Consider the following 25,597-nt stretch of genomic DNA (forward strand, 5'->3'; position numbering starts at 1 on the left):
ATTCCCCTTTATATTATATTTAATGGCCTTGTAGACCTATTGATACGCTTTTAACCAATACAAGAAACGTTTTTAAATCAACGAGTCATGCATATTAAAACCGATCAGTTTCACTTTTGTGACAACTCTCAAAAAAACATGATAGCCAACAAAAAAGCAAATCATCTTTAGTTCCCAACAGATTATTCAATTATGTTTTGAATTAGTCTTTAGGACTGCATCGATTAAAACCAAGTTTTCCTTTACGGGTCAAGCACTCAGTGCACTTTTTTGGTTTTTTTTTCGCTTTTTTTTCATTTTAGGTTGTTTTCTGGATAAAAAACGACCTAATCACTCTTTTTCAACCTAAATTCTTAATCTATTAGTGCACATTCACCTAAACATAGCACTCTATTATGTCAGAAAAAAGTATCACTGATATTTATTTTTCCTTAATCTGACTATCGGGCCCACATAAAAATACTTTAGCTTTATCTATAAAAATCATCGGTTAAGTGCGCTTATCGCTATAAAATTTTATAATAGCCAAATCAAACGCAGCGAAATGGATTACCTATGTCGGTCGAGACTACAGATAACGAATTGATACTATTATCAGAATCGCCCTACGATACCCCCACCCCAAATAAAGCATTAAAAGACCCTGAAGGATTGTCTGCAATAGGTGGCGATCTATCATCTGCTAGATTAATTCACCTCTACAGCAAGGGTTTTTTCCCTTGGTATAGCGATCCAGACCCTATTTTATGGTGGCATCCTGAGCTCAGATGCACCTTAAAACCGGAACAATTTCATACATCCAAATCGCTCAAAAAAAGTCTAAAAAAACAACCTTGGACTTTTACCGTCAATCAGGAATTCGATCTTGTCATTGGCTATTGCTCTGAATTACGAGCGGATAAAGAAGGCACTTGGATATCAAGCGACATTCAAAACGCCTATAAAAATTTAAATACATTAGGTTACGCCCATTCGATAGAAGTTTGGCTGAATGAAGCACTCGTTGGTGGTTTTTATGGCATAGCCATGGGAAAAATGTTCTTTGGCGAATCCATGTTTTCACTGCAACCTAACGCATCAAAAATTGCGTTAAAAACCTTCTGTAGCATAGCGAGAAGTTGCGAAATAGAGTTGATAGATTGCCAAGTAGAATCCGAGCATTTAATGACTCTAGGTGCCAGCCTTATGCCTAGAAATGACTTCATCAGTTCATTAGAGGCATTGATTCCTAGCACAGAAAAGAACGAACATTTGATACGTATGAGTGACACAACCCAAAAACAGTGTATTTAACGAATCAATAAACTCGATTAAACAACAACTAAGTTTGCCTTATGCTGTGTTTTTAGGCAGAATATGTTCGATCAAAATTCAGACGTCGCTAGATTCTCCATCATAACTTAGAAATCTAGCGCTCAATTGACTTAAAGAGAACCACTTTCTCTTCGTCTGTAGACCTCCGAATATATAGCGTGGTCGGCGTCTACTAAATATTAAGTTAACACCATAGGACACCATTGTGGCAAAAGAAGAAGGCTTAGAAATGGAGGGCACTATCATTGATACGTTGCCTAATACCATGTTCCGTGTCGAATTAGAAAACGGACACGTTGTAATTGCTCATATCTCTGGAAAAATGCGCAAAAACTACATCCGTATTTTGACTGGCGATAAAGTAAAAGTAGAGTTAACACCATACGACCTTTCTAAAGGCCGCATTGTTTACCGTGCTCGCTAGTATCTTTTAAGGCTCTTTAGAGTAAGAAACTTGAAATAAAAATATAAAAAAACCGGACAATGTCCGGTTTTTTTATATTAGCAATACCACTTAAATCATAAATTTAATGTACGACCGCTTCTTTAATCACATCAAATTTCAGCTCGTCACTCTTTTCATCCAGCGTCACTTTAACATGCCCACCTTCGTTGAGATCACCAAACAAAATCTGATCGGCTAACGGTTTCTTAAGATGCTCTTGAATAACCCTAGCCATGGGGCGCGCGCCCATTTGTCTATCATACCCCTTGTTAGCCAACCAGCCACGAGCCGTATCAGACACCTCTAGCAAGACGCCTTTAGGATCCAATTGCGCCTGCAGCTCAACCAAGAACTTATCCACCACATTAAAGATAATGCGTTCATCAAGTTGCTGGAATTGAATCACAGCATCGAGACGGTTTCTAAATTCTGGTGTAAAAGTTCGGTTGATGATTTCCATGCCATCAGTCGAGTTATCTTGACTAGAGAAACCAATCGAGCGCTTCGCTAGCTCTTCCGCCCCAGCATTGGAGGTCATTACCAAGATAATATTACGGAAGTCCGCTTTACGACCATTGTTATCGGTTAAAGTCCCGTGATCCATAACCTGCAAGAGCAAGTTAAAGACTTCCGGATGTGCTTTTTCGATTTCATCGAGCAACACCACACTATGAGGGTTCTTAGTCACCGCCTCTGTCAATAATCCACCTTGATCGAAGCCCACATACCCCGGTGGCGCACCAATCAATCTTGATACCGCATGACGCTCCATATATTCAGACATATCAAAGCGAATCAACTCGACACCCAGCTGTTTAGCCAGTTGACGGGTCACTTCGGTTTTACCGACCCCTGTTGGTCCTGCCATCAAGAAAGAACCAATCGGCTTCTGCTCGGCTTTCAGGCCCGCACGGGACAATTTAATAGCAGAAGACAAAGAGTCAATGGCTTTATCTTGCCCAAACACCACCATTTTAAGGTTACGTTCTAAATTTGATAACACTTGGCGATCATCTGAGTTCACTGCTTTCACAGGAACACGAGCAATTTTCGATACAATATCTTCAATATCTGCAACCGTAATCACATCCTTACGCTTGTCGGCTGGCTGCAAACGCTGATACGCCCCAGCTTCATCAACCACATCAATCGCTTTATCTGGCATATGACGATCCGTCACATAGCGCTGAGCAAGCTCCGCTGCCGCCAAAAGCGCAGGCTCTTCATACTTAATCTGGTGATGATCCTCAAAAGCACCAATAATGCCTTTTAGTATTTGGTAGGTATCATCAACACTCGGCTCATTCACATCGATTTTTTGAAAACGACGCGCTAAAGCATGGTCTTTTTCAAATACGCCACGAAATTCTTGGAATGTCGTCGAACCAATACAACGGATACCACCAGAGCTCAATACAGGTTTTAGCAAATTAGAGGCATCCATCACCCCACCAGACGCCGCACCGGCACCAATAATGGTATGAATTTCGTCGATAAACAGAATCGCATTAGGCAATTTTTTCAAATCCCCTAATAGTTGCTTCAGGCGTTTCTCAAAATCCCCTCGATACTTTGTTCCGGCGAGCAAAGCACCTAAATCTAACGAATAAACCACTCCGTTCGCAATAACATCTGGCACATGGCCATCAACAATGCGCTTCGCCAAACCTTCAGCAATCGCAGTTTTACCAACGCCAGACTCACCGACCAGCAAAGGATTATTCTTACGGCGGCGAGAAAGGGTTTGAATCACTCGCTCCACTTCGTACTCACGACCAATTAATTTATCTATTTTGCCCGCTTTCGCCTCTTCATTTAGGTTAGTCGCAAATTTTTGCAGTGGCGCTGCGGCAGTGTCTTCTGCTTCATCTTCTTCTTGATCTGACTCTTTAGAAGAAGCATCACCCAATTTGGAAATACCATGGGCAACATAATTCACCACATCGATACGAGCCACACCATGACGCTTCAATAAATAAACCGCTTGGCTTTCTTGCTCGCTAAAGATAGCAACAAGCACATTAGCGCCCGTTACTTCACGTTTCCCTGAGGATTGCACATGAAATACAGCACGCTGCAGCACCCGCTGAAAGCCCAATGTTGGCTGCACTTCTCGCTCTTCATCGTTATCAGGAATAAGTGGCGTGGTACTGTCCACAAACTCTTCAAGCTCTTTACTGAGTATATCTAGGCTGACGCCGCAAGCGGTTAATACACCGGATGCAGCGGCATTTTCAACAAGAGCTAATAACAAATGCTCCACTGTCATGAATTCATGGCGCTTGTCACGCGCCGCTTTAAAAGCAGTATTCAGGGTTTGTTCTAGTTCTTTATCTAACATTGCTATGCCCTCACTCTGAATTCAGTCGACTTTTTGTAGGTCGCACATTAAGGGGTGCTCATTCTGTTCTACGAACTGTTGTACCATTGCCACTTTGGTTTCAGCAATATCAAAAGGGTAAACACCACAAACGCCCTTCCCTTTTGTATGTACTTCTAACATTACCTGATTAGCCTTCTCTCCATCCATAGAAAAAAAACGTTGGAGAATAAATACGACAAAATCCATTGGCGTATAGTCATCATTAAACAATACCACCTGATACATGGATGGTGGTTTTAATTCTGTTTCTTCTGGAGCAATCGCGATGCTTGAGTGCCCGTGCTGCTCATCTTCTGATGTTAGTCTAATTTGTTGATTTACAATCATCCCATGCCTCTGAGGCTACATTTTTTCACATAATTAGCCAAATTTAGCTTATTACCACTTATATACGCTTACACATACCATTTGGATTTTACAAATTCCTAAAGGGCTTCTACGCTCATAATTAGGATTAAAATGTGCAACCAATGTTTATTGAACAAATTCTAGCATTGAATTACCACTAACAATTTGAACCTATTTAGCAAGCTAATGCGCTATCTATTTTAAACAAGAGTACTAACGCTTTAGTGAGAAGTAAAAACTTAAGGCAATAAACAACCTATTTTTAACAATTGAGTGAATAAGGAGTGACTCATGCATAATGGATCCGTGAAGTGGTTTAATAATGCGAAAGGCTATGGCTTTATAATTTCTGAGGAATTTGATGAAGATCTATTCATCCACTACTCAGCAATCAATGTGGAAGGCTATAAAACGCTAAAAGCAGGTCAATCCGTTACCTTTAATGTCGAGCCAGGCAACCGAGGACTTCACGCAACAGAGATCACACCAGATGCAGAAAGTGTATCGTCAAACACCACAGGCGACGCACCTAAAGAAGCTCAGCCAGCATAATAAAAAGCGACCTCATATCGCTATCATAGACTGAGTTTGGTATCTTAAGGCCCTTATCGAAATTAAAGAGGCAGCCCTGTTGTCTCTTTAACTTTTGTCTATTACTCCATGCCGATACGTTGCTCTCATGCCCTCATCGCTACTTATATTCAACAAACCTTTTCGAGTCTTGAGCCAATTTTCTGAACAAGATGATAAGACCACGCTTGCAAATTATATTCAGGCCCCTGATTTTTACCCTGCTGGAAGGTTAGATTTTGATTCAGAAGGCCTTCTGCTACTGACCAATCAAGGTTCACTGCAACATATTATCGCTTCGCCGGATTTTAAATTGCCCAAAACCTATTGGGTGCAAGTAGAAGGCAACATCTCCGAAGAAGCGCTTGATCAATTAAGGCAGGGGGTTGAATTAAAAGATGGACTGACTAAACCCGCGCAAGCCGAACGCATGCCAGAGCCAGAAATATGGCAGAGAACACCGCCAGTACGATTCCGAGAAAGCATTCCTACCAGCTGGCTTTCATTACAAATTAAAGAAGGCAAAAACCGTCAGGTACGTAGAATGACGGCCGCGGTTGGCTTCCCTACACTCAGGCTCATACGCTATGCCATTGGCCCTTATTCCCTAGAAGACATTAAATTAGGCGAATGGAAGCACATTGACCCGACCGAAGAATTAGAAAAAGAGGTAAAGCATTTTGAACAACAAAGAAAGGGTAAGGCTCCCTCACCTAACCGTCGCCGCCCTAGTGAAAAAAGACAATCTGGACCTCAAAGAAACACAATACCTCATGGTAAAGGAGTGGCAAGACGGGCAACTGGTACTAAACCAGCCAGCAGGGCACATAGAAAATAACGAAAGCGCCATTGACGCTGTTATTCGAGAAACGCTAGAAGAGTCCGGCTGGTTAGTAAAACCTATTGGTTTACTTGGCTTCTATTCCTTCACACCTTTTGAGGGCGCCGACACCTATCATCGTTTGTGCTTCTTATGCGACCCCATCACAGAAGCAAGCCAAGAGCTTGATTCCGATATCGAATCCAGCCATTGGTTAAGCTATGAAGAGATACTTTCCTTACCCCATCGCAGCCCATTGATTAAAGCCTGCATTGAAGATTCACTCAACAACCCCATTATACCTTTGGCGTTTCTATCTGATCAGTTTCTACAACCTGTGTCAGAGACAAGAAAGTGATACTATAGCTGCCATAAATTTTACCCGAGGCACCGCCTCTTCGTTTTACAAGTACTTGCGAAGAGTACTTACTACCATGAGTAATTACAGGTCATGAACGAACACCCTATTGCCGATAACGCAAAGAGCACGAAAAAAGTCATTGTTGGCATGTCTGGCGGTGTTGACTCCTCCGTTTCCGCACTCCTTTTAATGCAACAGGGTTATCAAGTCGAAGGCCTGTTCATGAAAAACTGGGACGAAGACGACGGCACAGAATACTGCACAGCAAAAGACGACCTTGCGGATGCCCAAGCCGTATCAGATACATTAGGGATTAAACTACACACAGCTAATTTCGCATCAGAATATTGGGATAATGTTTTCGAGCATTTCCTAGAAGAATACAAGGCAGGCAGAACCCCAAATCCAGACATTCTCTGCAACAAAGAAATCAAATTTAAAGCCTTCTTGGAATATGCCTTAGCTCTAGGAGCAGATTATATTGCCACCGGTCATTATGTACGGCGCGGCGAACGAGATGACGAACCACTTCTGCTAAAAGGCTTAGACAGCAACAAGGATCAAAGTTACTTTTTATACGCTGTCGGCAAAGACGAAATTGCCAAAACCTTATTTCCAGTCGGCGAGTTAGAAAAGCCTGAAGTACGACGTCTTGCTGAAGAGTTCAAGCTTATTACACACAACAAAAAAGACAGCACCGGCATCTGCTTTATTGGCGAACGTCGCTTTAAAGACTTTCTAGAACAGTATTTACCCGCCCAACCCGGCGACATCGAAACCCTTGAAGGTGACAAAATTGCGCGCCACCATGGGCTTATGTACCACACTATTGGCCAGCGTCAGGGCTTGGGCATCGGAGGCTTAGCAAAGTATTCTGATGATCCATGGTACGTGGTAGAAAAAGACCTTGATCGCAACGTACTTGTGGTGACACAAGGCGGACAACACGAATCCCTATTCAAAACACACTTAATTGCTGATAATTTTGACTGGGTGGCTCGCTCTAAACCAACACTGCCGCTAACTTGTAAAGCCAAGTGCCGCTACCGGCAAGCAGATCAAGATTGCACTCTTTCAGAGTTAGAAGACGGTCGCATAGAAGTCGCTTTTGTCGAGCCACAACGAGCCATCACACCGGGACAATCTGTGGTTTTTTACCTGGATGACATTTGCCTCGGCGGCGGTATTATCAATCTGGCCTTTAACAAATAATTTATTGAGAATAGTCACGTGAGTAGTCGAGAAAAAGAGCAAACCATTGCCTTATCCGCAGTATTTCAAGCGGCTGAACTCGTCGCTGTGCTAGCAAAAACAGGCAAAGTTGACAATGAAAGTCTACAGCCCTTAATTGAAAGCATCTTAGTACTAAGCGCCCCTTCGACAGAAGACATCTATGGCGGCCAGTGGGACTGCCAAACCAAACTCGCTTTAGGACGACGCATTTCTCGCCAAGCCTTGGGAAAAGACAGAAACAGCGTCAACCCTGATACCTTGCGCTACGCACTGAGTATGATTCACCTAGAAAACAAGCTATCCAAAGCGCCACAAATGCTGTCGGCTATAGGTCAAAAGATCACTCAAGTTGAACAAAAGAAAGACCATTACGACAGCGTGTTACACGAAAACATGATTGCATCCATTTCAGGTATGTACCAAGACACCTTAAGCAAATTGCCTTTTCGCATTCAGGTTCATGGCGATAGCCGCTTCCTACAACAGCCTTATATTGCCAACCAAGTTCGTAGCATTTTGATGTCTGGCATACGGGCAGCCATGTTATGGCGTCAGCTTGGCGGAAAACGCTGGCATTTGATTTTTAAACGAAAAGCCTTATTACACGCTTTAGAATCACGTAATTAAAACGCATATAGAAAAGGCCGATGGCCTTTTTGACTAAATAAAAACAGGCAGATGCTAGCAAAAGGAAAGTAGATAGAATATCTCTCTACTACGAATAACTAACATCAATCTTGAGTATATCTTGAGCCAATGTATCTATGGCTTTTTTTTAGGTAGTATGATGGCCAAAATTTTAATCTGTTAATTAAAGGAATGGCGACCAAAAGTCACCTTCGATCCAATAGGCGATATCGCCTGAAATGTTAGGGGAATTACATGTCAAAGCAAACCATTTATTACACGCTGACCGATGAAGCACCGGCACTGGCGACTGCATCTTTACTTCCTATCTTTGGCGCTTTCGCGAAAGAAGCCGATATCGAACTAAAGCTAACCGATATCTCTCTTGCTGGCCGTATTCTTTCTGCCTTTTCTGACCTCCTTCCTAGCGATCAAAAAGTTGAAGATGGGCTGAAGTTTCTAGGTGAACTAACCGCAGACCCTAAAGCAAACATCGTTAAGCTACCTAATATCAGTGCTTCTTTACCACAGCTAAACGCCGCTATTAAAGAATTACAAAGCCAAGGCTTCGACATTCCAGCCTACCCAGAAAACGCACAAAGCGATGCCGAAAAAGACGCCCAAGCGCGTTATTCAAAAATCCTCGGTAGTGCTGTAAACCCAGTTCTACGTCAAGGCAACTCTGACCGCCGCGCACCAGCTGCGGTCAAAGGCTTCGCTCGCAAAAACCCACACTCTATGGGTAAATGGAGCAAAACATCCACGTCTCATGCCGATTATATGCGCGACGGCGATTTCTTCTCTTCTGAGCAATCCGTAACAATGGACTCAGATCAAACCGTTAGCATTGAGTTTGTTGGCAAAGACGGCTCTGTTGAAGTGAAAAAATCACTTCCTCTTATTGCTGGTGAAGTGCTAGACAGCATGAATATCAGTTGCAAGAAGCTACGCGCCTTCTTTGAAGAGTCACTACAAGACGCCAAAGAAAATAACATCATGTGGTCTTTACACGTTAAAGCAACCATGATGAAAGTCTCTCACCCAATCGTTTTCGGCCACGCGGTAACGGTTTTCTACAAAGACGTATTTGAAAAATACGGCGAACTCTTCAACGACATCGGCGTTAATCCAAACAACGGTCTAGGCAGCGTTTACGACAAGATCAAAACACTACCTGAAGCGCAACAAGCAGAAATCAAACAAGCCATCGAAGCTTGCTACGAAACTCGTCCAGAACTAGCCATGGTTGATTCTGATAAGGGCATCACTAACCTACACGTACCAAGTGATGTCATTGTTGATGCCTCTATGCCTGCGATGATACGTAACTCTGGTAAAATGTGGGGCCGTGATGGTAAAGCACATGACGCAAAAGCCGTTATGCCAGAAAGTACTTATGCTCGCATTTACCAAGAAACCATCAACTTCTGTAAAACCAATGGCGCGTTCGATCCGGTTACCATGGGTACAGTACCAAACGTTGGCTTGATGGCTCAAAAAGCAGAAGAATATGGTTCTCACGACAAAACATTTGAAATGCAAGCTGACGGCGTAATGCGTATTGTTGACGCAAAAGGCAATGTCCTTATGCAACACAATGTTGAAAAAGGTGACATCTGGCGTGCTTGCCAAACTAAAGATGCTCCAATCCGCGACTGGGTTAAGCTAGGCGTTACTCGTGCTCGTCAATCTGATACTCCAGCCGTATTCTGGCTAGACGAAGAACGTGCCCATGACAACGAACTTCGCAAAAAAGTGGAAACCTACCTAAAAGAGCACGACATCAACGGTCTAGACATTCGCATCATGTCTTACAACGAAGCAATACGTTTCTCTATGGAACGCATCATTCGCGGCCAAGACACTATCTCGGTAACAGGTAACGTACTACGCGACTACTTAACCGATTTATTCCCTATCATGGAATTAGGGACATCCGCGAAAATGCTTTCTATCGTTCCAATGCTTCAAGGCGGTGGTATGTACGAAACTGGCGCGGGTGGCTCTGCTCCTAAGCATGTTCAACAACTAATGGAAGAAAACCACCTTCGTTGGGACTCTCTAGGAGAATTCTTGGCCGTAGCCGTGTCCTTTGAAGAGCTGGGTATCAAGCATAACAATGAGAAAGCCATCGTACTTGCTAAATGCCTAGATAAAGCAACAGGTAAGCTTTTAGACACCAACAAGTCGCCTTCACGTAAAACAGGCGAAATCGACAACCGTGGCAGCCATTTCTACCTTGCTATGTATTGGGCTCAAGAACTTGCCGCGCAAACAGAAAATGCAGAGCTTGCCACTCAATTTGCATCATTAGCAAAAGAGCTAACAGCAAAAGAAGCGGCCATTATCGCGGAACTGACTGAAGTGCAAGGCAAACCTGCTGGCCTATCTGGTTACTACAACATCAACCTTGAAGAAGTGACTAAGATCATGCGCCCAAGCAATACCTTCAACCAGGTGTTGGCTTCCCTATAAGGCTAAAAGATCTAAATAATACCAAGCCCAGATACTTATCCTTTCGATAAGTATCTGGGCTTTTTTATACCATACATTCGGCGAATCCCTGTATTACCTCAGCCCTTTTGCCTATAATAGCGGCTCCCTGAAAACCATGTTCGAGGCGTTATCTCAATGGAATTAACTAGCTTAAATGCAATTTCCCCTATAGACGGTCGTTACGGATCGAAAACAAACGTATTACGTCGCTCTGTCAGCGAATACGGTTTGCTACGTATGCGAGTCATAGTAGAGGTTCGCTGGCTACAATCTCTTGCTAAACACCCACAAATCATCGAAGTACCTGCATTAAGCGACGAAGCAAGTGCACTTCTAGATCAGCTTGCAGATAACTTCAGCGAAACAGATGCTCAAGCAATTAAAGACATTGAAAGAACCACTAATCACGATGTCAAAGCGGTTGAATACTTTATTAAAAACCAAATGGCTGACCACGCAGAATTAGCGGCCATCTCTGAATTCGTACACTTTGCCTGTACTTCAGAGGACATCAACAATCTGTCTCATGCTTTAATGCTACGCGAAGCGTTAAAAGACGGCATTGTGCCTGAGCTAAAAAATGTCCTTTCTGCCATTCAAGGCCTTGCGATTGAACATGCCGAGCAACCTATGTTGTCTCGCACGCATGGACAAACAGCCTCCCCTTCCACTGTAGGTAAAGAAATGGCCAACGTGGCTGCTCGCCTTAGCCGCCAACTTAGGCAAATCGAAAACATTGAGTTTTTAGGAAAAATTAACGGTGCCGTAGGTAACTACAACGCCCATCTTTCCGCTTACCCTGATGTTAACTGGCAAGCTCATGCAGAATCTTTCGTCACGTCTCTAGGTTTGACCTGGAACCCATACACCACTCAAATTGAACCACACGATTACATCGCAGAATTGTACGATGCAATTAGTCGCTTCAATACCATTCTTCTCGATTTTGATCGTGATGTTTGGGGTTACATCTCTATGGGCTTCTTCAAGCAAAAAACCATTGCGGGAGAGATCGGCTCTTCCACCATGCCCCACAAAGTTAACCCTATCGACTTCGAAAATTCAGAAGGTAACTTGGGCATTGCAAATGCCATCATGGGTCACTTAAGTGCCAAATTACCGATTTCTCGCTGGCAACGTGATCTAACAGACTCTACCGTTCTTCGTAACCTAGGTGTTGGCTTAGCGCACAGTTTAATTGCTTATCAAGCTACGCTTAAAGGCATCAGCAAACTAGAAATTAATGCGCCGCGCCTAAACGCAGATTTGGATGCCGCGTGGGAAGTCTTAGCAGAACCCATTCAAACGGTGATGCGTCGCTACGGCATTGAGTCTCCTTACGAAAAACTAAAGGAGCTAACCCGTGGACGCACTATCGACCAAGCGACAATCGAAACCTTTGTTGATACATTAGAGCTTCCAGAAAAAGCCAAAGCAGAACTAAAAGCATTAACGCCAGGTACTTATATTGGTAATGCTGTTGCTCAAGCGAAAGCAATCCGCAACTAAGCTTTGTTTTAAGTGAACAAATAAAAAGGGCCGATTTATCGGCTCTTTTTTATCTCCTCACTAAATTTCATTCATTTTTACGAGCAATATATGACCGACCTAAACATACCTTTAGCCATTCTTGGTGGTATGACAGCGCAAACCTTTTTAGATGAATATTGGCAGAAAAAACCTCTTGTCATTCGTGCTGGCCTAACGGATTTTGAAGTTCCGTTAGAAGCAGACGAGCTCGCTGGCATGGCAATGGAAGAAGAAGTCGAGTCACGCATAGTTATCGAAAACGGCCAGACACCGTGGCAAATGCAACAAGGCCCATTCGACGAAAATACCTTTGCTTCCTTACCTGAAAAAGAATGGACATTATTGGTTCAAGCGGTCGATCATTGGGTTCCTGAAGTTCAAGCCTTAAAAGAACAATTCCAGTTTTTACCCAGCTGGCGCTTAGACGACGTGATGATCAGTTATGCGACTGAGGGTGGAAGCGTTGGCCCCCATTATGATCAATACGATGTTTTCTTAATACAGGTAGCCGGTAAGCGCCGTTGGCAAGCATTGGCTCCACACGAATACCAAGATTCTGCCATAGCAAATGTCGCCTTACATATTTTAGATAACTTCAATATAAACCCTGAAATGGACTGGGAACTTGAGGCCGGTGATATTTTATACCTACCACCCAATTTCGCGCACAATGGCCGCTCGATGGACGATGAATGCATGACTTATTCCATCGGCTTCCGAGCACCTAGCCTACAAGATGCATTGACAGGTCTTCGCGATAAACTATGTGAAAGCATTAATGTCAAAGATCGATTTGCTGCTCCAGAAACGGGCAAACGTGAACACAACGCACAAATTCATTCAGACGATATTACTTATTTACAAACAGAACTCGCTCGCTTAATGAATCAGCCGAACCTATTAGCAAACTGGTTAGGCGAAACCATGAGCGAAAGCAAATACCCTGAATACCTAGCGCCTTTAAATAGCAAAGAACTGGATGAAGCCTTCCAAAATGCCATGCAAGGACAGACATTTATTCGTCCTGGCGATGCTCGTATTTGCTATTATCACGCTACCAATCAAAATATAATAAGCGTATTTTGTAATGGTAAGAGTCTAGAGATCAATGCAGAGTTGGCTCATTTCATACAAGCCATTACGGATCAAGTAGAATTCGATTTCTCTGGTCTAGATTTAAGCCAAAATAGCGATTTAGAACCACTCGTGCGATTTCTTATTCGTCAGCAAGGGTTGATCGAACTTGTTGCACCAGAAGCATAAAAGGAGACAAGGTGAAGGTATTAACGTCAGACTGGAAAAGCAGCAAAGACCAACTAACCTTTGTTCGCAAACAAGTTTTCATTATTGAACAAGGTATCGACGAGAAAGACGAGTGGGATGAGCATGATGAAGACGCCGTGCATTTCGTTGCTTTCGGAACCACTGCTGTGCCGACTGGAACCTGTCGATTAACAGAAGATGGCCAGTTAGGACGCCTAGCCGTATTACCAGCTTATCGCCATCAGGGTTATGGTGAAATGCTAGTCACCAAAGCCATACAAGTTGCGCGCCAGATGGGCATTAAGACTGCTTTCTTACATGCACAAGTCGATGTGCAAACCTTTTATGAAAAACAAAATTTTCATACCGATGGAAAAATGTTTTTAGAAGCGGGAAAAATGCATATTCGCATGGAAAGAGATATCTAACGCCATTCCAAACACAAAGAAGCGAGCACCTTACTCTAAGGTTGCTCGCTTCTTTTTATGTCTTTTAGCTCAGTTGCAATTAAACAACCGCAATTAACTCAACATCAAACTGAAGAACAGAATGAGGTTGAATCATTGCACCAGCGCCTTGTGCGCCGTATGCTAATTCAGAAGGAATTGTTAGACGGTATTTCGCACCTTCTTTCATCAACTGAAGACCTTCAGTCCAACCAGCAATAACACCAGTTAGAGGAAATTCAATTGGCTCACCACGAGCAATTGAGCTATCGAATACTTGACCATCAAGTAAACGACCTTCGTAATGAACACGTACTGTCGACTCACGACTTGGCGTGGCGCCTGTTCCTGCTTCTAGCTCTTCATATTGTAAGCCACTTTCAGTAACCTGAACGCCTTCTTTTTCCTTGTTTGCAGCAAGAAACTCTTCGCCCGCTTGTACATTACCAGCAGAGGCTTCACGAGTTTTTTCTTCCATTTTTTGCTGTAATTCAGCAAAAGCCGCTTCTAGCTCTTCACCAGGAACGCGCATTTCTGCTTGATTCAAAGAATCTTCAATCGCGGCAAAAAGGTGAGTTAAAGACAATTCACCAAGATCACTACCACGTAGCTGATCACCAATTTGACGACCAATGCCGTATGCGATTTTTGCTTCATTCGAGTCGAACGACAGTTCTGACATGTTTAAACTCTCTTTTATAAATGTAAATTTGAAGGCGTATCATAACATAGCAAGAATCCCCTAGGATATTGACTGCCTACTTCTTCTAGCAACATAGACAAAACAATTAGCATAATAGAGTTTACAAACGATAATAATTATCATTTAATACTCTTCGTGAGCAATGGACAGAAGGAGCAAAACAATGAAGGCAAAAAGCTTTATCTCACCCACAGAAAAGTATCAAGATGACAAAAAACCATTAGATTATTGGGGACTGCTGTTCGTCAGTTTTATTTTTATCTCCTCCATGAGCTGTTTTTTATTTGTCAGTCATTAAAAGCAAACCTAAAGACATGAAAAGTTACTATCGTTATTGACACATATCAGCGTCTAGAAAACGAAACAGACTAGACTAAAGGCATACATAATAAGAGGACGCCATCATGTTGCCTAAAATAACGACTATCCTTTACGCCTATGATCTAGACGGTAAAACTCACGACACAATGGAGCTGGTAATGAGCTTAGCTTTAGCTCATCAGGCTAAAATCATTTTAATGCACTCAATGGAACCCTTAGGCGCCCAAACCGCCAATATGATCAATAACTATATTCCTGCCGAAGACCTTCAGAGCATGCGTAAGGAAGCAAAGGCGGACATAGAGTCTCGTCTAAAAAAATCCGTAAACAATTTGATGCAAGAATATTCAGAAGAGCTTGCCAATTTACCTGCACCACCAGAAACGGTTATCGTTTACGGCACACCAGCAGACTCCATAGATACTGTCGCTAAAGAAAGAAACGTCGATATGATTATCATGAACAGTCGGACTCATAGCCGCCTAGGTCAAATGATCATTGGCTCTACTGCAAATAAAATCATCCACAGCAGCAGCATTCCTGTTTTGGTTGTGCCTATAAAATAAGCACTAGCCAGAGCCTATTCTCTTGGATACACTTACTGTATGCATAAACAGTAAGAGATCTTTCACACTATGTTACGAGCGAAGCTAGGACAAGGCAAAAATAGACGAGAAAGCGGAGTTTATAAGATTATAAATGAGCATTTCGAGTCTATTTTTAACGATGTATTAGCAAGCACAGTAGTCGTGCGAAGGTCTCAAGTGTATTTATGATCCTTTACATTGCTGAAAAACCCAGCCTCGCCCGCGCTATTGCCAGCGCCCTGCCTACACCACAAAAAAACGAAGATGGTTGCATCTGGCTCCCTAATGGCGACTGTGTCAGCTGGTGTATTGGTCACTTACTAGAGCAAGCTGAACCTCATCAATACAACCCAGCATTTAAATCATGGAATTTGGAACATCTCCCCATCATCCCTACTGATTGGCAATGGCAAGAAAAAACCAATACCAAAAAACAACTGGGCATATTAAAAAAGCTCATCAAAAAAGCAGATGCGTTGGTTCATGCTGGTGACCCTGACAGAGAAGGACAGTTACTAGTCGACGAAGTACTCCACTACGCCAAGGTACCCGAACAAAAGCTCAAAAATACTCAGCGCCTATTAATTAATGACCTAACTCAAACAGCGGTTAAAAAAGCCCTACATAACCTTCAACCAAATACAGAATTTGTTGCACTTTCCCGCTCTGCATTAGCAAGGGCAAGGGCCGATTGGTTATTCGGCCTCAACCTCACCCGTGCTTACACCATCAGAGGTCGCCAAGCCGGCTATCAAGGCGTGTTATCCATAGGTCGAGTGCAGACGCCAGTTTTAGGGTTGGTAGCTATGAGGGACAAGGAGAGAGAAAATTTTACCCCTAAGGACTATTATCAAGTATGGGCAAAAGTAGAAACAGAACAAGGCATAGGCTTTCAGGCAAAATGGCTGCCTAGTGACGCATGCCAACCTTATATGGACGAAGAACAAAGGGTGCTTAGCTTACCGCTCGCACAAAACGTTGCTTCTCGAATTAGCAACCAACCCGCTCTAGTTTCAGCAGCAAGTTACATGCAAAAGAAGCAGGCAGCACCATTACCTTATAATTTATCTAGCTTACAGATTGATGCTGCTAAAGCCTTTTCCATGTCCGCTCAACAGGTACTAGACACCTGCCAAAGCCTTTATGAAAGACATCAGATGATCACTTACCCACGATCAGATTGTCGCTACCTACCCAGCCTACAACACAAAGATGCCAAAGGTGTTATTGACGCCTTAACACGGGCCACAGCAGAAATTCGTCAAGGGGCTGAGAATGCAGATTCAAAACGAAAAAGCAAAGCTTGGAATGATAAAAAAGTAACCGCGCATCACGCCATTATTCCAACAACTCAAGCCCATAAAGCGGCATCGCTATCAAAAGCCGAAGCTCAAGTATTTGGCTTAATCGCTCGACAATATTTAATGCAGTTTTACCCAGATTACGATTACCTAGCCTCCCATATAAAGCTCGATATAGCTGGTGGGCAATTCGAAGCCAAAGGCAATACCCCTATTTCACTCGGCTGGAAATCCTTACTAGCCACTAAAAGTAAACAGCAGAATCAGGAAGAAGAGCAAAGCGAATTACCTAAACTTAACAAAGGCGAAAAACTTTGGTGCCATGAAGGAGTCGTACAAGAGAAAGTCACCACACCTCCAGCCGCTTTTACGGATGCCACATTACTAGCCGCCATGACAGGTATTAACCGCTTTGTCATAGACAAAAGCATTAAAGCAATATTAAAAGACACGGATGGATTAGGCACCGATGCCACTAGAGCAAGCATTATAGAATTGCTCTTCAAACGAGGTTTTTTGATCAGAAAAGGCAAACAAATTCATGCCAGTGTTACGGGACGAGCTTTTGCAGATTGTTTACCAAGCCAACTTGTTACACCTGATATGACTGCTCAATGGGAGTCCATACTCAATAGCATAAGCCTTGGCGAAACCAACTATCAAAGTTTCATGAGCCACTTGGAAAGTAATCTAATTCAGCTCTTAGATATATCGAGGAACCTTACAACAGATTCCCTAAAAGATTTACCAGCCCCGACAAGAAAGGCCTTTACTAAGCGCTCAGGCAAAAGAAAAAAAGCAACAAAATCAACAGGCGCTAAACGCTCTAAAACAACCTTTTAGTATAAGCACTCTACCCCACCGCCAGCCAAGCCCCAACACCAATCATTAATGAACCCGCAATACGATTCATAATACGTACATTACCGCTTTTCATTAACATAGACTTCAAGGTTCTTCCTCCTGTCGCATAGATGAGCAAACAAGAGAGTTCCAGAATCAAAATAATGCTAATTAATACCAAGAGTTGGCTCGCTAACGAACGGCTAGCATCTAAAAAAGGTGGTAATAGGGCAACAAAAAACGCCCAGCCCTTGGGATTCGCAATGGCGGTCATAAAGCCTTGCGACATTAGATCAAAACGAGATGCGAGCTGACTTCCTTCTTTATCCGCTTTAATAGCCATTTTACCTTTCGACAACCACATCTGAATGCCAATAAAAGCTAAATAAGCGCCACCAGTATACTTAAGCACCATAAATACATTCGGATAATTAAGTAATAAGGTGGCAACACCAATAGCTGACAATACTCCAACAAGAGCCACGCCCAACAATTCGCCTAGCATCATCCAAAGTGCGCGCTTGACACCAACCGTCATACCTAACGTCATGGCCAATGTCATACACATACCTGGGGTAATAGAAACAAAGAAAAAGGTCGGCACAAAAGCCATAAGCAAGGTGAAATTCAAAGGAAATCCGCTGAAGTAGTAATAGAATAGAAGGAAAAAGGTATAATTTAAAAACGCTCTTTTTTCTGGAAAGTACTGTTATCTATAAACTTATCCCATTCATCATCAAGCTCTTCCTCATCCTCTCCATCTTCCGATGCCATAATATTCTCTTCCGCTTCCTGAAGTGCCATATCGCTCTCTATTTCACTAATGGTCTCATTATATTGCTCAATAAGAGGTTGAGCTTCGGGAAACTCTTGAATAGGTTCAATCTGTGCAATCGCTTCCTTATACATTTCAATCGCCGTTGTCATATTGCCACTTAAAAAAGCATGACGAGCAAGGTAAGCATGAAAATCAACATGTATCTTATGGCTATAAAATTCCATCATATTAGTATAACGAAACGCAGTATCCCCATCTAAAGTCTTCTCTTTTTTAGACTGGGCAATAAATAATTTAAAAGACTCAAATAAACGCTTCAACTCCATTACTAGCACTTCATCGTTAATAGGCTTGGTACGTCTCTTTTTTTTATCTGTTTGAAATGTGGTCATCTCCTCCGCCAAATTATTACGCCGACGATTCAAGGTACCATCAGGCTGAACAACCAATATTTCATCATAAACAGCAATCATTCTTGAAAATAGCCATAAACGCATATCTTTTGGTTGATATTGAGGAGGAAGATCATCAAGATAACGGCGAATTTGTCGCAACTGATTATTCAACCTAGCAATTTTACGCAGCTTCTCTAGTCGCGCTTGCTCTTTCATTTGCAGCACAATAGCGAAAGCAATAAAGCCTCCAATAACAAGCAAAAGAACAGTGATGGTAATTGCTGTCATAAGTTACGTATTTATCCTCTAATTCATTTAAAAAAGGTGCAATCACTCTCTCTTGTTGAGCGAGATGAACGCTTACTCTTTATCAATATTGAGTCTTATTTAGTAGGCTGAAATAATTTTTTCTCAACATCATCAATCATGACTTTTAAATGCGCAATTTCTTTTTGTGCATAGCCACCTGACGAAACCCGCTCCAATGCCACTAAAGCAGTTCGATATTTTTCTAACGCTCTACTTTTTTTGTCTAAATCCAAATCCTGTGCTGCTTGATTCACTAATACATCACAATAAGCAAGTGAATGAGTATACCTTAGCAGGCCCATATGATACTTTGCGGAGCCGTTATCAATCACCCTATTCTCAGCAAGCTTTTTTAGCATGCGAGACAAATATTGCAGTGTATTTTGTGTGCTAGTCAGTTCCTCTTGACTAGCAATACGCATTTTCACCTCACCTTTTTCACCTAATTTCAAATTATCAAAAACTTCAACTAACCCGGCATGGTTCAGTTCAGCTCGCGCATCATAATGATCTTTAACTAACTGAGTCGTGATTGAAAAAGCGTATTCAACCAAGACTTTTTTTACTGATCCAGGTAAATACCTACCCGATACTGTCTGAAAAATATCCAACAGCCGATTGCTTCTATTCAGTAAAGTCGCAAGCATTTTTTGTTTACGTTCACGCTGTGATTTTTGCCACCGTAAAACGGATAAAACAATGCTAAAAACAACAATTAAACTTAGAACAATCAATACAAATACGGTGATTTTCATCCTTTAAAGCTGCCTATAATCAAATATTTTCTTACCCAAAAGATTAAACGCTAGGATATTTATAGCATAGACAGGATAGTGAAGACACAAAAAGGCCCGCAATAAGCAGGCCTTCAATAAACCATGACAACTTATGAATGAGTAACAGCAAAGCCCAGTAACATATAAAAAAGCATCGCCGCTAACAAACCAGAAGCAGGTACAGTGATTACCCAAGCCGCAGCAATTCGAAACAGTGCAGAACGCTTAACCAGTTCTTTTTTGGTCGCTTTCTTCAAGCCTTTACGTTCTTGCGAAGAGATAGGTGCAGAAGCTTGAGCGCTTTTAAATTCTTTCAAAATAGCGCGTTTTTCTTCCACATCTGCTGACTTAAAGCGCGTAACAAACTCTTGAGTCTGTTCAATATCATGCCCAGCTTTTTCTGAATGAGCAACAATAGCCGAGAGTTTCTTCTCATAAGAAAGCTTCAAATACTCACGTAAGAAGCCAACCCCAAAAATACCACCAACCGCAATATGTGTTGAACTAACTGGTAAACCAAGTTGAGATGCAATAATCACTGTAATCGCGGCAGCCATTGCGACACAAAAGGCGCGCATCTTATCCAATTCAGTGATTTCAGAACCAACCGTTTTAATCAGTTTAGGACCAAATAAAGCCAAGCCAACAGCAATACCAATGCCACCAACCATCATAATCCACAGAGGAATCGCCGCTTTACTAGATACCACGCCTGTGTGCAAAGCATCATTAATCGCAGCTAGAGGCCCAATCGCATTAGCGACATCATTAGCACCGTGAGCAAAACTAAGCAGTGCCGCAGAAACAATCAAAGGAATAGTAAACAAACTGTTTACGGCATCTTTGTCGTTCTTTAATGATAAAGCGGCTTTATCAATAATAGGTCGAACAATAAAGTAAACGGTTAACGCAATAGCAAGACCAATCATTCCCGCAGAAATAATGTCCAGCTTCCACAATTTTTTAAGCCCCTTAAGAATAAGGTAAGTGGAAAATGCCCAAACCATTAATCCGACTAAAATAGGCACCGCTTTTTTAGCCGCCTCGATCATATTGTTTTTATAAGTGACAGCCCGCTTAATATAAATAAGGAAGAGAGCAGCAATAACACCACCTAAAACAGGAGAAATAACCCAACTTGCCACAATCGCAATCAACTTGTTCCAGTTAGCAATATCCCAACCACCGGCGGCAATACCTGCACCCAATACACCACCAACAATTGAATGAGTCGTTGATACTGGCGCACCTAGGTAAGTTGCTAAATTAAGCCAAATTGCCCCAGCTAACAGAGCTGCCATCATCACCCAAATGAACGTCTCAGCATCGCCAATCGCATTAGGATTAATGATACCTTTCTTAATGGTACCAACTACGGTACCACCAGCAATCAAAGCACCAGCGGCTTCAAAGACAGCCGCAATAAGAATCGCACCAGTCAGGGATAAAGCTTTAGAGCCAACCGCTGGACCAACATTATTAGCCACATCATTAGCACCAATGTTGACTGCCATATAGGCACCAATAGCAGCAGCGATTGCCAAAATGGATAAATTTGAAACCCCCACACTATTGGAGTAAGCATAGAAACCAGACACTAAAACAAAAGCTAACGCAATTAATACGCGAACAAACTCATTCCCACCTAGCGGGTTAGACTCTTCTTTCGGGTTATTCATAAGATCCATAAGGCTCTTCTTTTATTGATTAATCTATGTCAAACCGTTAATTCACAAGCGCTCGCCTGCATTAATTTACAAAACGCGCTTCCTGACGTTTTAGGTAGTTTGACGCTGAATTCGTCCTGTCACATTTCTGTCAAAATGCAAATTGGGCGCTATTCTACACTGGGATAATTCAGATAAAAACCCCTAATAACCTCAAGCAATAAGAAGGAGAAAAACCGTAAAAAAAAGTACTTCTATAACAAAAACTTAATGGACAATAAGTCCCTATAAAATCAGCATTCGATCACATTGACAGCCAAGCCTCCACGGGAGGTCTCTTTATACTTATCATTCATGTCTCGGCCGGTATCACGCATAGTACGAATCACCTTATCCAATGAAACATAATGAGAACCGTCTCCTCGAATCGCCATAGAAGCTGAATTGATGGCTTTCATAGCAGCCATTGCATTTCGCTCGATACAGGGAACCTGAACAAGACCACCTATCGGATCACAGGTCAAACCAAGATTATGCTCCATCCCTATTTCAGCTGCATTTTCTATTTGTTCTGGGGTACCACCAGTTGCAGCAGCCAACCCTGCTGCTGCCATAGCACAAGCCGAACCTACTTCTCCCTGACAGCCAACTTCTGCACCCGAAATTGACGCATTCTCTTTAAATAGCAGCCCAATTGCTGCAGACGTTAAGAAAAACTCAATAATGCCCTCTTCACTTGAGCGGGGACAGAATTCCCAATAATAGTGTAAAACAGCAGGAATAATACCTGCTGCACCGTTCGTTGGCGCTGTCACTATCCTCCCTCCAGCCGCATTTTCTTCATTCACCGCCAGAGCATATAAGTTGACCCAATCCATTGCCCCTAATGATGGGGTAATCATGTCCATACGAGTTTTGCTGGTTAAATCACGGTATAAACTGGCAGCTCGACGCTTTACCTTTAATCCACCAGGCAATATGCCTTCATTTTTAATGCCGTTTTTCACACACTCTTGCATGACTTTCCAAATAGAAAGAATATCCTGTTTTATTTCTTCCTCGGTGCGCCAGGCTTTTTCATTTTCCATCATGATTTGTGCAATGGACAAATTATGCTCCCGACAAAGAGCAATGAGTTCCCCCGCACTATGGAAGTCATACGTGAGCTCAGTGCTGTCAGGAACAAAGGTCACTTCACCTGAAGCATTTTCTTGGACAATAAACCCACCACCAACGGAATAGAAAGTAGCACTGTGAATAAGAGCATCTTTTTGATCAAAAGCAGCGAGAACCATTCCATTCGCATGAAAATCTAGACGATCAACGCGGTGGTATATAAGGTCAGCCTGAACATCAATAGAAATAGGATGCCGGGATAACAAACTCAATTTTGATTGCGCTTCTATACGATCAACCCGCTTGTCGACAAGGCTGGGGTCAATAAATTCGGGCAACTCGCCTTCCAACCCCATTAAGACCGCTTTGCCTGTGCCATGCCCCTTACCCGTTGCTCCTAGAGAGCCATATAGATCAATTTTTATCCTAGCAACAGTCATTAGCAGACCTCGTTGCTTAAGCTGTTGAGCAAAGCGATTTGCTGCCACCATAGGGCCAACCGTATGGGAGCTAGACGGACCTATACCAACTTTAAAAAGATCAAATAAACTGATTGCCATAAAACGCCCTTCCGTTGATATCTTTAACGTCAAACAAAGCATGTAGTGATTAAAAGCGGGATTAAATCATCACTACTTTTTTCATCAGGATACAAAGTTTCCAATAGGAAACAATGATTTTTTAGCCTATTTGTTGTTAAATTCAAAAAAAATGCACCTAAAAAATGCACAAATGATAAAAAAACGTAAAGAAACGTTTTTTTTATCCCCAGAATATGACAATCTAGGCCTATTCATGACGGTTTTGCCCTATATCATGATGTTAAATACCTAAGCACTATTCTTTGGAATAAAGCTTGCATAAACAACAAAAAGGGCATGTGTACCCCCATACATAAACTTCGCCCTTATAAAAATAGAGAGGACTCATATGTCAGCCACAATCATTGTCGGTGTAGATGGAAGTGAAGCCGGTGATCGCGCGGTAGCTTACGCTAAACGACTTGCAAACCTAATCGGATCTGAATGTAAACTTGAATTAGTTTGCGTGGTGGAATGGTCTCCATATACCTTCCAAACTCCAGAAGAAAATTCATTGCGAAAAAAACAAAAAGAAGTTGAAACTCAAAGCGCTCAAGAACGCGTTATCGAGCCAGCTCTTAAAGCCCTTAAAGAAGCAGGTATTGATGCATCAGGGTATGTAAAATTTGGTAAAGCCTCCACCATTCTTAATAACATTGCAGTTGAAGGCAACGCAGAACAAATCGTTGTTGCCCGCTCTACAGAGCAAGGTTTAAGTGCTCGTGTATTTGGTAGTGTAACCGCAAACTTGGTTATGAGCTCTAATGTCCCAGTCACGGTTGTAAGCTAAGGAAATTCCCCATGAAAAAATACGCACACATGATTACGGCATTTATTGCCTTTATCGCAATGAGCTTAAGCACCTCTTCCTATGCAGCAGAAAGCCTTGATGCAAAAGTAAATGCCATTTTCGCTTCTGCTACTGGCTGGTTTGTCAATCTGATTTTTGCCCCATTACCTGGTACGAGCTTTCCATGGATTGTACTTTGGTTAGTAGTCGGTGCGAGTGTTTTCACTCTGTACTTTGGCTTTGTTCAATTTCGTAACATTGGTCATTCTATCGCACTAGTAAAAGGTGACTACTCGAATCCTAACGATGCAGGTGAAGTAAGCCACTTCCAAGCATTAGCAACGGCTCTTTCTGGTACCGTTGGTCTAGGTAACATTGCAGGTGTTGCAGTTGCCGTTTCTATCGGTGGTGCTGGTGCAACTTTCTGGATGATTCTTGCAGGTCTACTAGGCATGGCATCAAAATTCACAGAATGTACCCTAGGTGTTAAATACCGTAATGAATACAAAGACGGCAGCGTTTCTGGCGGCCCGATGTACTACATTTCAAAAGGTTTTAAAGAAAGAGGCATTCCTGGCGGCGGCATCCTAGCGGCTGTATTTGCGGTTTTCTGTATTCTAGGCGCTCTTGGTGGCGGTAACATGTTCCAAGCCAACCAAGCACACCAGCAGTTAACTCAAGTAATGGGTAATTACCCTGGCTGGATCACGGGTTGTATCTTTGCAGCCGTTGTATTCGCTGTCATTGTTGGTGGTATTAAATCCATTGCTCGCGTAACAGATAAAATTGTCCCTCTCATGGGTGTTCTTTACGTTGGTGCTGCTTTGGTTATTCTGCTTGTTAATGCCGACAAAATTGGCTGGGCATTTGGCCAAATCTTCGAAGGCGCTTTCACTGGCCTAGGTATTGCTGGTGGTTTCGTTGGTGCTCTTATTCAGGGCTTCAAACGTGCTGCGTTCTCTAACGAAGCCGGTGTTGGTTCTGCAGCGATTGCCCACTCCGCTGTACAGACAAGCGAACCTATTACTGAAGGCTTTGTTTCTCTACTTGAGCCATTCATCGATACCGTTGTAATTTGTACTATGACGGCCTTGGTAATCATCATTACACAACAGTTAATGGTTGATCCGGCGACAGGCATGTATATCATTGCAGAAAATGGTCGTATCGCAACAGAAGGCGGTGTATCTGGTGTTGCTCTAACATCTGCTGCATTTGGCGCTAGCATCAGTTGGTTCCCATACCTACTAGCACTTGCTGTTATCTTGTTCGCTTTCTCAACTATGATCAGCTGGTCTTACTACGGCCTGAAAGCATGGACTTACCTATTCGGCGAAAGCAAAAAAGCAGAATTGACATTTAAAATCATGTTCTGTGTTTTCATCATTATTGGTGCGGCGGCAAGCTTAGGCCCAGTTATCGACTTCTCTGATGCGGCTATCTTCGCAATGGCAGTTGCTAACATTATTGGTCTGTACTTCTTGATGCCTATCGTGAAGGTAGAATTAACTTCTTACCTTGCACGCCTTAAGTCTGGCGAAATCAAAAAATACAAAGATTAATCGCTCACTTTAGTTAGCGATTCATCAGCTAT

At 42.5% G+C, this 25,597-nt stretch carries 23 protein-coding genes; 15 read left to right on the forward strand and 8 right to left on the reverse strand.

What is annotated here, in order from left to right; genetic code table 11:
* Positions 1-555: 555 nt before the first annotated feature.
* Together aat and infA are read left to right on the forward strand one after the other, a co-directional pair.
* Entirely contained in the window at positions 556-1,293 is a 738-nt protein-coding gene (gene aat, locus I8J31_RS03160) for a leucyl/phenylalanyl-tRNA--protein transferase (RefSeq protein ID WP_199466848.1), read from the forward strand.
* A 226-nt stretch (positions 1,294-1,519) separates the two neighbouring features.
* On the forward strand, positions 1,520-1,738 hold the full coding sequence (gene infA / locus I8J31_RS03165) for a translation initiation factor IF-1 (protein ID WP_012070936.1): 219 nt from the start codon (positions 1,520-1,522) through the stop codon (positions 1,736-1,738).
* A gap of 103 nt (positions 1,739-1,841) precedes the next feature.
* On the opposite strand, the gene clpA is transcribed toward infA, so the two are convergent.
* Both clpA and clpS read right to left on the reverse strand, forming a co-directional pair.
* A complete protein-coding gene (gene clpA, locus I8J31_RS03170; protein WP_199466849.1) occupies positions 1,842-4,100 on the reverse strand; it encodes an ATP-dependent Clp protease ATP-binding subunit ClpA in 2,259 nt (752 codons plus the stop codon).
* A 21-nt stretch (positions 4,101-4,121) separates the two neighbouring features.
* Positions 4,122-4,469, reverse strand: coding sequence for an ATP-dependent Clp protease adapter ClpS (clpS, locus tag I8J31_RS03175; protein WP_199466850.1), 348 nt, complete (start codon positions 4,467-4,469; stop codon positions 4,122-4,124).
* A 312-nt stretch (positions 4,470-4,781) separates the two neighbouring features.
* Here clpS and I8J31_RS03180 point away from each other — a divergent pair, with 312 nt between their 5' ends.
* The 9 genes from I8J31_RS03180 (at position 4,782) to I8J31_RS20825 (ending at position 13,818) form a co-directional block, all read left to right on the forward strand.
* Positions 4,782-5,042 carry a cold shock domain-containing protein gene (locus I8J31_RS03180; protein WP_199466851.1) on the forward strand — a complete coding sequence of 87 codons (261 nt, stop codon included), beginning with the start codon at positions 4,782-4,784 and terminating at the stop codon, positions 5,040-5,042.
* A gap of 127 nt (positions 5,043-5,169) precedes the next feature.
* Complete coding sequence (locus I8J31_RS03185; protein WP_199466852.1) at positions 5,170-5,898, forward strand: pseudouridine synthase; 729 nt, start codon at positions 5,170-5,172, stop codon at positions 5,896-5,898.
* Complete coding sequence (locus tag I8J31_RS03190; RefSeq protein ID WP_199466853.1) at positions 5,834-6,238, forward strand: NUDIX domain-containing protein; 405 nt, start codon at positions 5,834-5,836, stop codon at positions 6,236-6,238. Before I8J31_RS03185 ends, I8J31_RS03190 begins: the two co-directional genes overlap by 65 nt.
* A 93-nt stretch (positions 6,239-6,331) precedes the next feature.
* Positions 6,332-7,453 carry a tRNA 2-thiouridine(34) synthase MnmA gene (gene mnmA, locus I8J31_RS03195; RefSeq protein WP_199466854.1) on the forward strand — a complete coding sequence of 374 codons (1,122 nt, stop codon included), beginning with the start codon at positions 6,332-6,334 and terminating at the stop codon, positions 7,451-7,453.
* Between the two features lie 18 nt (positions 7,454-7,471).
* The gene (gene hflD, locus I8J31_RS03200; protein WP_199466855.1) at positions 7,472-8,101 is read left to right on the forward strand and encodes a high frequency lysogenization protein HflD; all 630 of its coding nucleotides are present in this window, start codon (positions 7,472-7,474) and stop codon (positions 8,099-8,101) included.
* A gap of 255 nt (positions 8,102-8,356) precedes the next feature.
* Positions 8,357-10,576 carry an NADP-dependent isocitrate dehydrogenase gene (locus I8J31_RS03205; RefSeq protein ID WP_199466856.1) on the forward strand — a complete coding sequence of 740 codons (2,220 nt, stop codon included), beginning with the start codon at positions 8,357-8,359 and terminating at the stop codon, positions 10,574-10,576.
* A 156-nt stretch (positions 10,577-10,732) separates the two neighbouring features.
* On the forward strand, positions 10,733-12,106 hold the full coding sequence (gene purB / locus I8J31_RS03210) for an adenylosuccinate lyase (RefSeq protein ID WP_199466857.1): 1,374 nt from the start codon (positions 10,733-10,735) through the stop codon (positions 12,104-12,106).
* A 90-nt stretch (positions 12,107-12,196) separates the two neighbouring features.
* Positions 12,197-13,390 carry a cupin domain-containing protein gene (locus I8J31_RS03215; RefSeq protein WP_199466858.1) on the forward strand — a complete coding sequence of 398 codons (1,194 nt, stop codon included), beginning with the start codon at positions 12,197-12,199 and terminating at the stop codon, positions 13,388-13,390.
* An 11-nt stretch (positions 13,391-13,401) separates the two neighbouring features.
* Positions 13,402-13,818 carry a GNAT family N-acetyltransferase gene (locus I8J31_RS20825; protein WP_199466859.1) on the forward strand — a complete coding sequence of 139 codons (417 nt, stop codon included), beginning with the start codon at positions 13,402-13,404 and terminating at the stop codon, positions 13,816-13,818.
* 79 nt (positions 13,819-13,897) lie between these two features.
* Here I8J31_RS20825 and bamJ read toward each other — a convergent pair whose 3' ends face one another.
* Complete coding sequence (gene bamJ, locus I8J31_RS03225; RefSeq protein ID WP_199466860.1) at positions 13,898-14,518, reverse strand: BamJ family beta-barrel-assembly machinery protein; 621 nt, start codon at positions 14,516-14,518, stop codon at positions 13,898-13,900.
* A gap of 425 nt (positions 14,519-14,943) precedes the next feature.
* Between bamJ and I8J31_RS03230 the strand changes: the two genes are divergently transcribed.
* On the forward strand, positions 14,944-15,426 hold the full coding sequence (locus tag I8J31_RS03230; protein WP_199466861.1) for a universal stress protein: 483 nt from the start codon (positions 14,944-14,946) through the stop codon (positions 15,424-15,426).
* 206 nt (positions 15,427-15,632) lie between these two features.
* Positions 15,633-17,591 (forward strand): DNA topoisomerase III, encoded by a 1,959-nt coding sequence (locus I8J31_RS03235; RefSeq protein ID WP_199466862.1) that lies wholly within the window; start codon positions 15,633-15,635, stop codon positions 17,589-17,591.
* A 10-nt stretch (positions 17,592-17,601) separates the two neighbouring features.
* On the opposite strand, the gene I8J31_RS03240 is transcribed toward I8J31_RS03235, so the two are convergent.
* The 5 genes from I8J31_RS03240 to I8J31_RS03260 all read right to left on the reverse strand — a co-directional run bounded on the left by I8J31_RS03240 (position 17,602) and on the right by I8J31_RS03260 (position 23,192).
* Positions 17,602-18,222, reverse strand: coding sequence for a LysE family translocator (locus I8J31_RS03240; RefSeq protein WP_199466863.1), 621 nt, complete (start codon positions 18,220-18,222; stop codon positions 17,602-17,604).
* Between the two features lie 47 nt (positions 18,223-18,269).
* On the reverse strand, positions 18,270-19,052 hold the full coding sequence (locus tag I8J31_RS03245) for a hypothetical protein (RefSeq protein ID WP_199466864.1): 783 nt from the start codon (positions 19,050-19,052) through the stop codon (positions 18,270-18,272).
* 95 nt (positions 19,053-19,147) lie between these two features.
* Positions 19,148-19,828: a hypothetical protein gene (locus I8J31_RS03250; RefSeq protein ID WP_199466865.1), complete on the reverse strand. Its 681-nt coding sequence runs from the start codon at positions 19,826-19,828 to the stop codon at positions 19,148-19,150.
* Between the two features lie 131 nt (positions 19,829-19,959).
* Positions 19,960-21,537, reverse strand: a complete 1,578-nt coding sequence (locus tag I8J31_RS03255; RefSeq protein ID WP_199466866.1) for an inorganic phosphate transporter — start codon at positions 21,535-21,537, stop codon at positions 19,960-19,962.
* A gap of 272 nt (positions 21,538-21,809) precedes the next feature.
* Positions 21,810-23,192, reverse strand: coding sequence for an L-serine ammonia-lyase (locus I8J31_RS03260; RefSeq protein WP_199466867.1), 1,383 nt, complete (start codon positions 23,190-23,192; stop codon positions 21,810-21,812).
* A 370-nt stretch (positions 23,193-23,562) separates the two neighbouring features.
* Here I8J31_RS03260 and I8J31_RS03265 point away from each other — a divergent pair, with 370 nt between their 5' ends.
* On the forward strand, positions 23,563-24,003 hold the full coding sequence (locus tag I8J31_RS03265) for a universal stress protein (protein WP_199466868.1): 441 nt from the start codon (positions 23,563-23,565) through the stop codon (positions 24,001-24,003).
* A gap of 11 nt (positions 24,004-24,014) precedes the next feature.
* Positions 24,015-25,565, forward strand: coding sequence for an alanine/glycine:cation symporter family protein (locus tag I8J31_RS03270; protein ID WP_233402560.1), 1,551 nt, complete (start codon positions 24,015-24,017; stop codon positions 25,563-25,565).
* Positions 25,566-25,597: the final 32 nt, after the last annotated feature.

This window comes from Marinomonas transparens, from assembly GCF_016463975.1.
Classification (GTDB): Bacteria; Pseudomonadota; Gammaproteobacteria; order Pseudomonadales; family Marinomonadaceae; genus Marinomonas; species Marinomonas transparens.